This window comes from Legionella drancourtii LLAP12, from assembly GCF_000162755.2.
Lineage (GTDB): Bacteria > Pseudomonadota > Gammaproteobacteria > Legionellales > Legionellaceae > Legionella > Legionella drancourtii.
Window position 1 is genome coordinate 45,876 of record NZ_JH413822.1, and the last position, 13,074, is coordinate 58,949.

Genomic DNA, 13,074 nt, shown 5'->3' on the forward strand with positions numbered 1-13,074 from the left:
TTATGGTTGCCTATGTGAAATGTCAACAGACCCTAATCCTGCTACACCAAAAGTTGTCGCATTAAGTACGGCAAATGCGATGGCAACTGCGGCAATACCGGCTGCGGCAATAAAACCGCCTAAAACCATCATGCTAATATTTCTCTCATTTGATGAGGTAGGGACGGAAGCTTTAAAATCTAAACGGTGATAAGCATTTGCATCATTTGTTTGTAAGGTGGGGGCGGAGGTCTTAAAACCTAAAGTGTGATAAGCCTTTGCATCATTTGTTTGTAAAGAGGGTTCGAGTTTTATGTCCTGAGCATTATATAGAATAATACTATCGGGTTGGTCAAAACGGTTTCGAATCGTCAGAAGTTGGGATTCATCCATAGCCTCTAGTTCAGAGTAGTAAAAACTAACCGACGTAACATTTTTTGGAATCGCAGTAAAAATGGCTTGGAGTTCCTCTGCTAATTTGTTCTTAAAGCCATTCAAAGATAAATTAAGATGTGTAACTCCAGTCTTCTTTAGGGCACCGAATAGGGTAATCAGCTCCTCTGTTGATTTTTTTTCAAAGCCATTCCCCTCTAAATTAATATGGGTAATGCCTGTCCCTTCCACAGCGCCTATCATAGCAGTTAGTTCTGGAGTTGATTTTTTCCAAAGTATGTTCCATCCTAAATCAAGAGAGGTGACATCTGTTCCTTTTAGGGCTTTGATTTCAGCAACTATTTGGTTTATTGTTTTATTCGCAACAAGTATTGCTTTTTCATTCATCTATAGTTCCTCAGGAAAAGGGGCTTGGGTCTGTTGACCTTTCTACTATCTTTGCCAAAATGAGTTGATTTTCTGTGCTCCGATACACACATACTTGCTGTATGCTCCGCTTCGGCTTGCATGGTTTAACATCAATGCGCCTGGTCAGGTCAAATATTACACAATGTGACTTTATTTGTGAATACACTATTGTTGAAATTTCTTTATTCCAAAATGGAAATTTTCGTAATTGACCTTATAAAGTTTAAGGAAAGGGGAAGAACGCGCTAACATAGCGTGTTTAGGATCTGGTTTCTTTGAAGTATTTTGATTTGAATTAAAATACTTATAAAAGCCATTTTCCCGCTTAGCACAATAAGTCATTTGAACAGGCAAAAGGATTGCACACGACCTTTACTCGCTAGCATTCAATTTGATCTAATAGCTCTATCTGTTCATTAAGATTTATCATCTGATTTTGCCAATATACAGCCGTATTAAACCATGGAAAATTCAACGGAAATGCTGGATCAGTCCAGCGTTTTGCCAACCACCCTGAATAATGTAGCATGCGTAGTGTACGAAATACTTCAATTAAGTAGCGTTCATGCGGGTTAAAATCATGAAATTCACAATAACCTTGTAAAATGTTCTCCAGTTGTGTCTCCATTTGATTCGGTTCACCTGAAAGTAACATCCAAATATCCTGTATCGCAGGCCCCATGAGGCAATCGTCTAAGTCCACAATATGAGGGCCTGATTCGCTCCATAAGACATTTCCGGCATGACAATCGCCGTGTAAGCGTATTTGCTCTATTTGACCTATGTATTTAAATATTTGTTCGATTTTTTGTAAGGCCGTTTCGACTGTTCTGCAAAAATTAGGTTTTAAGTAATCCGGAATAAAGCGGTGTTCAAGAAGAAATTCATAAGGAGCATGGCCGTAACTTTGAGTAGTTAATTGGATGCGATGTTGAAATGACTGGCATGCACTGACTCTATGTAAGCGCCCTATAAATCGCCCCATCCATTCCAATTGTTCATTATTATCCAATTCGAGTGCATGGCCACCGCGTCTAGGAAAAAGTGCGAATCTGAAATCATGATGATGATGTAAGGTTTGATCGTTTATAATTAAGGGTGCAATAACGGGAATTTCATGTTGTACTAATTCAAGTGCAAACCGATGCTCTTCTAAAATAGCAGCTGAACTCCAGCGTTGAGGTCGATAAAATTTCGCGATGATGGGGGCAGCATCTTCAATTCCTATTTGATAAACACGGTTTTCATAGCTATTGAGTGCGAGCAAACTGCCTGTGCAAAGAAAACCTGTGCTTTGAACTGCATCCAAAATGACATTGGGATCGAGTCGCGCAAAGGGTAGGTGATTCTCGTGATTCAAATGTGAATCCTCTGATGAGTAAGTATAGAGATGCATTATACAGGAATTAAAGACCCGCTTCGCGGGTCAAGCAAATCAAGGTTAAGAAATAAGAGCTAAAGGATTAACGCCCGAGAACAACGGACCCCAAACTGAGCGTATTCATAGTCGGTTTCCGGACCGCTGGCATCACTCGTACTGAAGTACTCGTTCCAAGCGGCGTTCAAAAAGGCAGAAGACTCGGTGGAACTCCAGTAGTAGCCTGCAAGGCAGTGAGTACCGCTGGGCGGGATGCACGAAGTACTTGGTGTTCCTCCGTTAGGGTCTCCACGCAAGAAGGAAAGAGTGCTCAGCATGCTTTGCGTGCCTGCCGGACATTTCGTTACCGTAACAACGCTAATCGCATCCATCTCGCAAATGGCCGGTAAATACCAATCGGAATAACCCGCGATGGTGGCCTTGCATAACCCGGCAGCATAATACGTTAATGGCGTGGGCGCACTTCCTCCGCTGACGCGATTGAAATTGTAGTAGGACACAATGTTGCTCGTATCACAAGCGCCATCCAAATTACCGTTGCATGCTGTATACGCAGGTGTTCCTACTGGGTATGGTGGAGATGTTGGTGATGGGGTTGAGGTAGTAGATGTTTCATCGATGCCAAGAATAGTGGTGTAATTTACATCAGTACTTGTTGCGCCATTCCCATTAGAGCTCCAAATAACACTCGTGGCTTGCGATCCTGAGTTAATAGAGGGGGCTGCCTGGTCGACCAGTGATACCACGTTACCCCCAATACTGCCGGTATTGAGAGTCGTATCATCGATGGAATAAATAAAACCGCCTTGATACTGGCAGCCATAACTTAATACATCCACATGAACTTGGCTGGACAGGCCACCGTCAGCAGTTATGGTTAATGTGCCGCCAACAGGCTGGGTACCTGAGGTACAGGCAGTGCCGTTTAAGTCATAGCTTGCTATAGCGCCAGGTGTTAAAATAATAACGCACGAACCACCCGCGTTGAGTGTACCATTACAGGTATTAGTCGTAATGCTGGTTCCTAAAGGCAGACCGGACGTGTTGACTGCCACATTGGTGGCACTGCCCAAACCTGTATTTTGAATGGTAATTTGTCTGGGCTTGCCCGTAAGCGCTGTATTTTGAGTAGTGGTGCAGGCCGATGCAGGCTGGCAGTTGACTGAAAGTGCCAGTAAGGAAACGCTTGGGGTGAGGGTGACTGTGCCCAATGTTACATTCACCATATGATTGGCGGTAATATTGGTCAGTTGATAGGTCGTCCCTCCCGTTTGTGCCAGAATGCCATCTACTAACCATTGATGCACGCCATAGCCCGCATCAGGGCTTGCCGTGAAGGTCATTGTGGTCCCCGAATTCACTACTTGAGTCGTACTGGGGCTAATGGAACCATGAGCCTCTGCAGAAGGAGTCACTGTGTATTGTTGGATAGGTGATTGTTGCATCAACTTAATTGCTAGGCCGTTCGACTGGCTTGGCTGATAACACGGCAACGAATTTTCCTGATCGCACAGTATGGGGCCTCCGGTGACGTCGCCATGCAACGCACTGCCAGTAACTGTCAAATTTAAAGTACATGATTGGTGATGCCCTAAAGGTGCAGTACATCCTGATGGCGTAATTCCTCGGATAGGCTTCATCTGTAGGGTATGTGGGTGAGGTGACTGGTTGGTTACCGTATATTGAATGGTTGCGGTTCCTTTTGTACTCACCGTGACAGCGGGAGGGTATTCAGCAACCCCTGCAAACGTCCATACGGGAGTACCTGCCTGGGCTGGCATCATCAACACTAATCCTGATACACCAATCAATAGTGCGTTTTTTAAGTGATTTTTATTCATTGCTATGTCCTTATGCCAGATAGGTCAGGTTAAATGATCTTGCCTGGTAAAAGCGAATACTTTACTCGGCAATTTTTCTGACCACATATGATTCCGGTGTTTGATAATCAAATCAAGTCTATTACTAAAAGAAATTAGGATTCATATATATCAACAGACTCTAGTCATTGAGGTATCATCATCTTTCTGTTCTGGGTTAATCCGGTTCGAATTGACAGATTTTTTGTTGTAAGGTTCTCGAATTTATAATAATCAATCTAAATAAACACGCAATAAATTCAGGATCTATAGCGCATTCTTTAGATAGAGACTCATAAAATGCAAAATTCTTTTTTTCTTGATCTATATCAATAACTTGTTTCCCAGTCTTTTTCTTTAAGTGGGCGATTTTTTTACATAAATTCTGACGAAGAGCTAAGCTTCTAATAATATCACGATCTTTGTTTTGAATTTGTTCTCTTAATTGCTCAATGGTTAACATAGATAGCCTTAAGGTTAAATATCGCTCCAATGACGAATTAAATAGCCGTGCTCCAATTGATTCACTTCTTGAATATTAGCTGCAATGCGAACAATATGACCGCTACCGGGAGCACGGTTGATTGAATGTCCTTCGCTATTTTCAATAGCTTCTAGTGGAAAAATGTGATTACCATTTGGAAGCATGATCTCAAGCGTATCACCAATAGAAAATTGATTTTTTACTCGTACTTCAAGTAGTTGTCTGCCGTTGTCATAATCAAGTAATTCACCGACAACCTGCTGCTTTATACCCGTTTCATTGCGATCTTTATAACTTTGATATTCCTCAGGAACATGACGACGGTAAAAACCTTCGGTGTATCCTCTGAGTGATAATCCTTCCAGAGCATCCATGAGACTCCAGTCAAAAGGCTTTCCGGCAGTTGCATCATCAATTGCCTTTCGATACAACTGAGTCACCCGCGCCACATAAAAGTCTGATTTAGTACGTCCTTCTATTTTTAAACAATCAATACCCATTTGGGCAAGCGATTCAACATGTTGAATCGCTCTTAAGTCTTTTGAGTTAAAAAGATAAGTCCCATGCTCATCTTCTTCCATGATATTCATTTCTCCCTCACGTTGAGGAGCTTGTTCAAATAGAACAGTTTTGGTTTCTACATGTGCATTACCCCATTCGTCTTCGGTGCCTTCTTTAACATCATATTTCCACCGGCATGAATTAGTGCACGCACCTTGATTAGGATCGCGGTGATTAAAATAGCCGGATAAGAGGCAGCGTCCCGAATGAGCCATACATAATGCGCCATGCACAAATACTTCTAATTCAATGTCTGGGCAAAGTTCACGAATCGCTTGAATTTCTTTTAAAGACAGCTCTCGAGATAAAATAACTCGTTCAATGCCCATAGATTGCCAAAATTTTACGGCAGCGAAATTCATCACATTTGATTGGACTGATAAATGAACCGATTGATCAGGCCACTTATCTCTAACCATCATAATGAGTCCAGGATCTGCCATAATTAAAGCGTCTGGGCCTGCTTCAATCACCGGTGCAAGATCATTAAGATAGGTATTTATTTTATTATTTTGGGCAATAATATTACTCGCGACAAAAAATAATTTACCTTGAGCATGAGCTTCGTTAATGCCCAAAACCAAGTTTTCATGAGAAAATTCGTTATTTCTAGCGCGAAGACTATAACGCGGTTGGCCTGCATACACGGCATCTGCTCCATACGCAAAAGCTCTTCTCATACGCTTTAACGAACCTGCAGGAGATAATAACTCTGGAGATTTCATGTTAATACTTTACCTCATATAAAAATAAATCAATGACAATATTTGTGTGGCAAATGGACAGCAAAGAGTTTTATTGGGCCTAATTAAGTTGCTTAAGCAATAGTACAATTTTAAGTTAGGAGTACAGCGCTACAGCTAAAATACCTCGAAAAGTGTAATTAGTAGTTAAAGAGAACCTATGAATTTGCTTCTTTAAAGGTTGACCAGGATTTGTTCTCAAAATCATACAACTTGCATTTTTTAAAAATACCTAGCACATAGCGCAATTTAAAATGATATTCATGAATGTATTCACCATATTTATCTTTTAATGCTTTATGAGCTTGCGGTAAGTTATAAAAAGGAATTCTTGGATCTAAATGGTGTGGAACATGTAGCATTATATTATGCAACAATACTCTTGATAGTTTTGAGCAATGGATAATTGTACTGCAATACAAAGCACCAACAGAATGAGACCACTCCGCTTTTAAATCAAAGAAAGGGATATCGGGATGTGTATGATGTAAATATACAATTATTGCAATGAAGTAATTAAAAACAATAAACGGTAAAACTACTGCGGCAACAATACCAATAATGCCTCCTGCAAAAATATATGCTAATACGGACATCGTCAGCCCATAAAAAAGTACTATTAGTTTACCATTGCGATAATATTGGCATTGTTGCCTATCTTTACCAGGATTAAAACAGATCATTTGCTGCCACCAAATCCTGCGCAAATAATGGAAAGCGGACGTGAAAAAACAGCGTTCGATTCGATAAAGCAAGCGCTGAATAGTAGAAAGTCCTTTATATTCTGTACGCGTTAGTGGGCGCCATATCCAATCAATTGGAGAAAAAGAATTGAACCCATGATGAACTTTATTATGACCGAAAGCCCACATTCGATAAACATTTAATGAGGGGAGCATCGCGATTGTTCCCAGCCATTCGGAAATTTTGCTGTCTTTGAAAAGCGCCCCATGGGCAGCATCATGTGCCCAAACAAACAACATAGCCGTAGCAACACCGGCAAGCAAACCACCGATAAGTTGTAATTCGTGATGAACACTCAAAAAAACAAGGGAAAACCCTAAAAAAAAGAATGTGAGATCAAATAAATACCAAAATAAAGTCTTAACTTGGGATTGCTTGTAACATTCATTAGGTATGCTTGTACGAGCCACAGATGATTTTATTTCCCTTACTTGCTTCCATAATTTATTTGCTTGGGTGGATTTCATAGGGTACTACCTTCTTATAGAGCGCAGGCCAACGTCACAACTGATAATCTTTCTTTTAGGCTATTTTAAATAGAATTTTATAGATAACATTGATCTAGATCATGGAAAAGTAAATAGGCTACTTCTGCGGTGCTTATTTATAGCCAGTAAATGAATATTATCGCTTTTCACTAAAGTAAAATTGTCTTCAGGGGGGGTATTTTGATGTATCTTAAGACACAATAAGTACTTTACTCAAAACCTTGGGACTGAATAGTATTTCATATCCGCAATAAGTTTTAATTGTTCTGGTTGCAATAATTGAATTTTTTTATGATCAATGGTGATAATTTTATTTTTTTTAAATTGAGAGAGAAGACGGCTAATGGTTTCTGCGGTGAGTCTTAAATAGTTACCAATATCTTGACGAGACATCGGTAGCAGAAAGTTTAATTGCATTTCTAATGGGTGTAATCGATTGGCTAAATCAATAAGAAAAGCAGCAAGGCGTTGCTCCGCTGTGATTGAAAATAAATAAGAGCCTACATTTAATTGTTGGCTCATTAAATGTAAAATATGTTTTTGAAGCGAGGGATTTAATTGCAGTAATTCAAGGAAATTATCGTAGGGAATTTCACAAACGACAGTTTCGGACAAAGCAACCGCTGAAAAAAGGTATTGCCGTGAGTAAATTGCCTCAAAACCTAGGACTTCACCCGTAAAATAAAATCCTCTAATTAATTCATTGCCATTAGCATCTACTTGATATGTTTTTAAATTTCCCCATTGAATCGCATATAAGTTTCGAAATGTATGCTGAGGAAGATATAAGACCTCATTCTTTTTTAGATGGAAGTGTTGCTTTACTACAGGATTATTTTGATTCATCCAGTTCAATGATTTCTCTTCGGTAATGCAAAAAGGAGAGAATGTACAATGTTCACAAGTTGGTTGGTTTTTATCGTTGTCTACCATATTTGAATCTTCATAAAGAGTTTCAATGTCTGAATTACTCATTGTAAAGCGCAAAAGGTTTTTATTATACAAAATTTTTTCCATGATGTAGATCAATGCGATACCTGAGCACGGCTTATAGAATCCTGAGAAAGCAATATTTCGGGTGCGAGATAAACATGAATAACATCATACACGTTAAAACTTATTTATCTGAGTTACAAAAATCAATCTGTCAGGAACTGCTCGCCATTGATGCTAAGGCTAGCTTTATAATAGACAATTGGGAGGATCTGGCTTTAGGATATGGAACCAGTTGTGTGATATCAAATGGTGATGTTTTTGAAAAGGGCGGCGTAAATTTTTCGCATGTTAAAGGGACGAGCTTACCTGCTTCGGCCACAGAGAAACGACCTGAGCTTAAAGGTTATCAGTTTGAAGTTCTCGGCGTATCAATCGTTATCCATCCAATCAATCCTTATGTACCAACTTCCCATGCTAATTTTCGATTTTTTATGGCTACTAAGGAAAATGCTGAACCTATTTGGTGGTTTGGTGGCGGTTTTGATTTAACGCCCTATTATGGATTCGAAGATGATTGTGTTTATTGGCACACCATGGCGAAAGAAGCGTGTGACCAATTTGGTGACGAGGTGTATCCGCGTTATAAGAAATGGTGTGATGATTATTTTTATATTAAACATCGTCAAGAGCCACGTGGTATTGGTGGGCTATTTTTTGATGATCTTAACTTGTGGGAATTTGAAACGTGTTTTAATTTTTTAAAAGCGGTAGGGAATCAATATACCAAAGCGTATTGCCCAATAGTCATTCGTCGACAAAATATACCTTATTTAGACAGACAGAAAGATTTTCAATTATACCGACGAGGTCGTTATGCAGAATTTAACTTAATTTACGACCGAGGAACGGCTTTTGGTTTACAATCAGGGGGAAGGATTGAATCGATTCTGATGTCATTACCTCCAAAAGTAACTTGGGTTTACGATTGGCAGCCTCAATCTGGAACTGAGGAAGCGAAACTTTATACCCATTTTTTGATTAATAAAAATTGGCTTGATCTTAATATGTAACAAGGGACTGGAGTTTTAGTGTTTTTTAGAAACATGTTCAGTGGCTACTTATTAAATTTCTAAAGAGAACCGTATGAGAAGCAGATTAACTAAATAGGATGTATTACACATGAAAAAAATAACCAGTCTTTTATTAACCAGCACCTGTCTTGCAACTTCAGTCGTAGCATTTGCTGATTCACCATGGCTCACCCGGATGCGTGCTATTGATGTTATTCCTGAGGTATCTAGCAGCACTATTTCTTTAGTAGGAGGGCGGGTTTCTTCCATTAGTAATCAAGTTGTCCCTGAGCTTGATTTTAGCTATTTTTTTACACAACACATCGCAGCCGAGCTGATATTGGCAACTACCCGTCACTCAGTTGAAGCAACACACACGGCATTAGGGGCGGTTAATCTTGGAAAAGTATGGGTTCTCCCTCCCACACTTACCGCGCAATATCATTTTTTACCTGAGCGTGGATTCAACCCCTATGTTGGGGTGGGTATTAATTACACCCATTTTTATAATGTAACTAATGGGCCTGTATCCTTGTCGACCCATTATGGGGATAGTGTTGGTCCGGCCTTGCAAATTGGTGCTGATTTTGCCTTCAATAATAATTGGTCGCTTAATGTGGATGTCAAACAAGTCTTTATGAAGTCAAATGTGCATGTAAATACTCCTTTGGGACAGCTTCGTACCCACGTTACCATCAATCCTGTTATTGTTGGATTAGGTTTAGGTTACAGATTTAGTTAGAAGAGAACGAGGGCTTTTCGGCCCTCGCTAACAGACCCTAGTCATTGAGATAATTCAAATGTTAGTTCATTAAGGATTTGAAGTACCGTTTCATCAGCATAGACCACGTCATCGCTTTGTATTTGAGTCCCCATTTTATCGACAATGGGCTTGAGCAGCTTAGCCGCTTTTACCACCCAATTCCCCAGATTAGTACGACTAATTTCAGCGTCCATGCTTTTAAACATCTTCTCTTGACGATAAAGGGGGAGATGGTGGTTGAACTTGGTATATCAGTCACTGCAGCCACAAGACCTGCCATGGCAATGCTCTTGGGAACAAAGCCCTTCCATTCAACAACGTTTGGATATAAGGGAAAACCCTGGTTTGCAAAATAACTTGTTGCTCTGTATAATCCGCGCGCATGCTTAACGTACTATTAGTGTTCTATGTTTCCTTTATGGATTAACAATCAAGAAGATTTTTACGCATTAAAAAATGCATATACGGACCTTCCGTGGTATAAAAAGCTGTTCTTCCCCTCCGCCTTAAAAAAAGTACTTGCATCATCTACTGGCTTTAATACGCCACAAACCTTGTGGGATTTATACAATGCTTATTTTAACCATCCAGGTTGGTTTGGACGTTATTTTCGCTGCATTAAAGATTTTGCTGCAGTAGACACCACGCGGTTATTAGCACCTCTTGCACAGGCAGCATTACTTACTGGCATTCGGGGTAAAATGAATTTTAACGTGCTCATGTCCGATGAGAAAAATGAACGGCGGCATATTGTCTTTATTCTTTCTCATTACCCCCATTTATTTCGGGATGCTCTTGATGCCCAGAATGATTTTAACCGTATTTTTTTAACCTATAAAGAGGAACTTATGTTTGGGAGCTTAATGGCTGGGATTGTTAGTTTTGGATTAAGTCATCAAGAAGAGATAGGGCATGCATTAAACCCCCTTAATCCTCAAGGTAAAGGCGCAGTATGGTTGCATGAAATATATCAATGGTGCTTTGTTAATCCTCTTTATCGTTCACATATTGACGGTATTATGTATGCACGGCAGGCAAACAATAAAGAACAAATTACCCACCATGTCGATGCTTTATTAAAAGCTTTAAAAGGGCATGACCTTGCGCTAGCATCCCTTGCGATGATTATGGATGCAAAAGTCGATCGACTGACGCAAATAGTGCTGGAGGAGCATCAAGCGCTGCGGGTAGAACAGCGAGCAAATGCCTTGGTTAAAATGGAGGAAAATATTTCTAATTTCAATACTGGTATGGATAGTGATGACTATATTTATAAGTGTTGGACAGCATTAACTGCTTTTAAACGGCCGATGGGGAAATTATCCCGTATTTATACGGGTAACGAACAAAAAGATACTTGGGGAAAAATACGAACAGGTTTATTAAATACAATTGAACGTTTAGCCAATCATAAAAATTATAGCATATTAAGAAATGAACCCGAATTTAATGGCCAGCCTATTAACTTACCTGCGTTTGCTCGGCTACTCCGGCGCATGGTCGCCGAAGATTGGGTTAATCGGCCAGAAAAAAATGAGTTAGTCAGGCAAAGTCAATTATTAGTGCACGCTGTAAGTGTCTTAGCGACAGTAGATGCATCATTTACGGGATTACAAAACAAACATAGTGTAATTCAACACAAATTTTTTCAAATTGTATTTGACTTGATAGATGGATACGAAAACGATGCGCAACAAAAAGACAAAGTGCGCCAAGCAACCAATCAAGCTTTAACCAAAGAAGCATGTACTTATCTATATGGATTAGCGCTTGATTCAGCTTCTTTTGATGAATTAAAAGAGCAAGTACTTCCTTTGTATGTGCCCTTTGCGTCGTCTGCAAGGGTAACAGAAGAGCTGCCGCAAACCCCTTATGACAGTGTATTACAAACTTATCATGGTGACACCACGCATCAATTTGATTATTTGCTACGCGCCATTGACCAGACTACAACAGATGGTGCCAGTAATACTGACACTGGTTTACTTTTGCAAATGATAGATCAACGGATTAACTTGCTTACTAATACGTTAGATCATCCTGCGTTTAGTATTGCGTTTGCTAATAAGTACACCCCGGAAATTCATAGCCGATTAAGCAATCAATTAAATCCAAAGTATCCTTATGTATCGCTAGTCGCTGCTTACGGTGCGCTGCATTTAGCAACAAAAGCACCTATAGAAGAAAAGAACCGCTATGTAGCACAAGCATTGCAACAGATGACCTTATTAAAACGCCACATGCCTTATCCAGTAAATGACGCGTTAACTCAGCATCATCTGTGGAAGCTGGTTCTTACTCTGTGCCAAGAACAGACCGCACCTTTATATCAGGCAGTTAAAGGACAAGATGCGCGCATCATGAGCCAACAAGAACTTGGAAATATTGAGCGCCAGCTACTGTTGCCAACCCTTTCAAAAGAACATCCTAAAAAGCTGTACTATGAGGCTTTGTTTTTTAAACAATGCCAGGTGTTGGCAGCTGACTATCAAAAATACATCGCAAAATTATCTATAACAAATCTAAAAGATGAGCATTTTTCAGATGCCACTGCCTCGCCATCCATCCCTTTTACCCTGCAAGACAGCAGACACATTCGCCGGCAGATAGAAACGTATTATCAAGGCAATGAAGAACGCTATTTTTATGGCTTAGCAAAAGCGACTTATCCTCTCAATGTTCAAGCCATCAAAACCAAGCTTAAGATTAGCAATTTCAGCACCGGTGTCACAAAATCACAAGCACATCAATATATTGCACAAATTAAAAAGCCTAGTGAAGTTAACGCGGAAGCGTGCCAGGCGCACGGCGTTTTATCAGAAGATGGACAACAAAAAATTACCGCGATTAATGAACCTGACTATTTACTATTGATGGATTATCCGCTCCTACATCCATCCCATTTATTAGAGGATGTCTATCAAAAAATAAAAACGACGAATCAACCCCAGTCTTACGAATTATTATTTAACCACTTACTAAAAGCAGGTTATATGCCTCTACCCCTGAGTTTGTTAGAAGAAGAACTACAATCTACAGTACTTCCTAATCCTCAAGCAACAAAGTGTTTGTTAGCAAGTCTGACAAAGGTGGTAGAAAATTATCACATAGACAGTCAACATCCTTTATTTGTTCCTTCTCTACCCCCATTTAAAAAGATTATTAACCAAAGCGAACGACTCTTAAAAGGCTATAAAGAAAAAGAAGCACTTAAGAAGAAAAAGAAGGCACTTAAGAAGAAAAGAAAGTAACTTAAGTAAAGAAAAAG

11 protein-coding genes are annotated in these 13,074 nt (G+C 39.8%); 3 read left to right on the top strand and 8 right to left on the bottom strand.

All coding sequences use genetic code 11. The features are described 5' to 3' along the window. The 7 genes from LDG_RS18490 to LDG_RS08815 all read right to left on the bottom strand — a co-directional run bounded on the left by LDG_RS18490 (nt 1) and on the right by LDG_RS08815 (nt 8,042). Nucleotides 1–759 (bottom strand): hypothetical protein, encoded by a 759-nt coding sequence (locus LDG_RS18490; protein WP_006870937.1) that lies wholly within the window; start codon nt 757–759, stop codon nt 1–3. A gap of 400 nt (nt 760–1,159) precedes the next feature. Next, on the bottom strand, nt 1,160–2,140 hold the full coding sequence (locus tag LDG_RS08790) for a serine/threonine protein kinase (protein ID WP_006870939.1): 981 nt from the start codon (nt 2,138–2,140) through the stop codon (nt 1,160–1,162). Nucleotides 2,141–2,235: 95 nt separating this feature from the next. Next, on the bottom strand, nt 2,236–3,999 hold the full coding sequence (locus LDG_RS08795) for an InlB B-repeat-containing protein (protein ID WP_006870940.1): 1,764 nt from the start codon (nt 3,997–3,999) through the stop codon (nt 2,236–2,238). A gap of 196 nt (nt 4,000–4,195) precedes the next feature. Continuing rightward, on the bottom strand, nt 4,196–4,480 hold the full coding sequence (locus tag LDG_RS08800) for a chorismate mutase (protein ID WP_006870941.1): 285 nt from the start codon (nt 4,478–4,480) through the stop codon (nt 4,196–4,198). 14 nt (nt 4,481–4,494) lie between these two features. After that, the gene (gene trhP / locus LDG_RS08805) at nt 4,495–5,787 is read right to left on the bottom strand and encodes a prephenate-dependent tRNA uridine(34) hydroxylase TrhP (RefSeq protein ID WP_006870942.1); all 1,293 of its coding nucleotides are present in this window, start codon (nt 5,785–5,787) and stop codon (nt 4,495–4,497) included. A 176-nt stretch (nt 5,788–5,963) separates the two neighbouring features. Next, nucleotides 5,964–7,016, bottom strand: coding sequence for a fatty acid desaturase (locus tag LDG_RS08810; RefSeq protein ID WP_006870943.1), 1,053 nt, complete (start codon nt 7,014–7,016; stop codon nt 5,964–5,966). 234 nt (nt 7,017–7,250) lie between these two features. Next, entirely contained in the window at nt 7,251–8,042 is a 792-nt protein-coding gene (locus LDG_RS08815; protein ID WP_233491444.1) for a helix-turn-helix domain-containing protein, read from the bottom strand. A gap of 86 nt (nt 8,043–8,128) precedes the next feature. On the opposite strand from LDG_RS08815, the gene hemF reads away from it, so the two are divergent. Both hemF and LDG_RS08825 read left to right on the top strand, forming a co-directional pair. After that, nucleotides 8,129–9,043 (top strand): oxygen-dependent coproporphyrinogen oxidase, encoded by a 915-nt coding sequence (hemF, locus tag LDG_RS08820; RefSeq protein ID WP_040535091.1) that lies wholly within the window; start codon nt 8,129–8,131, stop codon nt 9,041–9,043. 109 nt (nt 9,044–9,152) lie between these two features. Next, nucleotides 9,153–9,785 (top strand): OmpW/AlkL family protein, encoded by a 633-nt coding sequence (locus LDG_RS08825; protein ID WP_006870947.1) that lies wholly within the window; start codon nt 9,153–9,155, stop codon nt 9,783–9,785. Nucleotides 9,786–9,826: 41 nt separating this feature from the next. On the opposite strand, the gene LDG_RS08830 is transcribed toward LDG_RS08825, so the two are convergent. Beyond that, entirely contained in the window at nt 9,827–10,000 is a 174-nt protein-coding gene (locus tag LDG_RS08830) for an IS66 family transposase (protein ID WP_148263543.1), read from the bottom strand. Nucleotides 10,001–10,213: 213 nt separating this feature from the next. On the opposite strand from LDG_RS08830, the gene LDG_RS08835 reads away from it, so the two are divergent. Continuing rightward, the gene (locus tag LDG_RS08835) at nt 10,214–13,057 is read left to right on the top strand and encodes a hypothetical protein (RefSeq protein WP_006870949.1); all 2,844 of its coding nucleotides are present in this window, start codon (nt 10,214–10,216) and stop codon (nt 13,055–13,057) included. The last annotated feature ends 17 nt before the right edge of the window (nt 13,058–13,074 follow it).

Coding starts and splice junctions, on each gene's coding strand:
- trhP (WP_006870942.1), bottom strand. CDS start 5,787: ATGAAATCTCCAGAGTTATTATCTCCTGCAGGTTCGTTAAAGCGTATG.
- LDG_RS08795 (WP_006870940.1), bottom strand. CDS start 3,999: ATGAATAAAAATCACTTAAAAAACGCACTATTGATTGGTGTATCAGGA.
- hemF (WP_040535091.1), top strand. CDS start 8,129: ATGAATAACATCATACACGTTAAAACTTATTTATCTGAGTTACAAAAA.
- LDG_RS18490 (WP_006870937.1), bottom strand. CDS start 759: ATGAATGAAAAAGCAATACTTGTTGCGAATAAAACAATAAACCAAATA.
- LDG_RS08835 (WP_006870949.1), top strand. CDS start 10,214: ATGTTTCCTTTATGGATTAACAATCAAGAAGATTTTTACGCATTAAAA.
- LDG_RS08800 (WP_006870941.1), bottom strand. CDS start 4,480: ATGTTAACCATTGAGCAATTAAGAGAACAAATTCAAAACAAAGATCGT.
- LDG_RS08825 (WP_006870947.1), top strand. CDS start 9,153: ATGAAAAAAATAACCAGTCTTTTATTAACCAGCACCTGTCTTGCAACT.
- LDG_RS08830 (WP_148263543.1), bottom strand. CDS start 10,000: ATGGACGCTGAAATTAGTCGTACTAATCTGGGGAATTGGGTGGTAAAA.
- LDG_RS08810 (WP_006870943.1), bottom strand. CDS start 7,016: ATGAAATCCACCCAAGCAAATAAATTATGGAAGCAAGTAAGGGAAATA.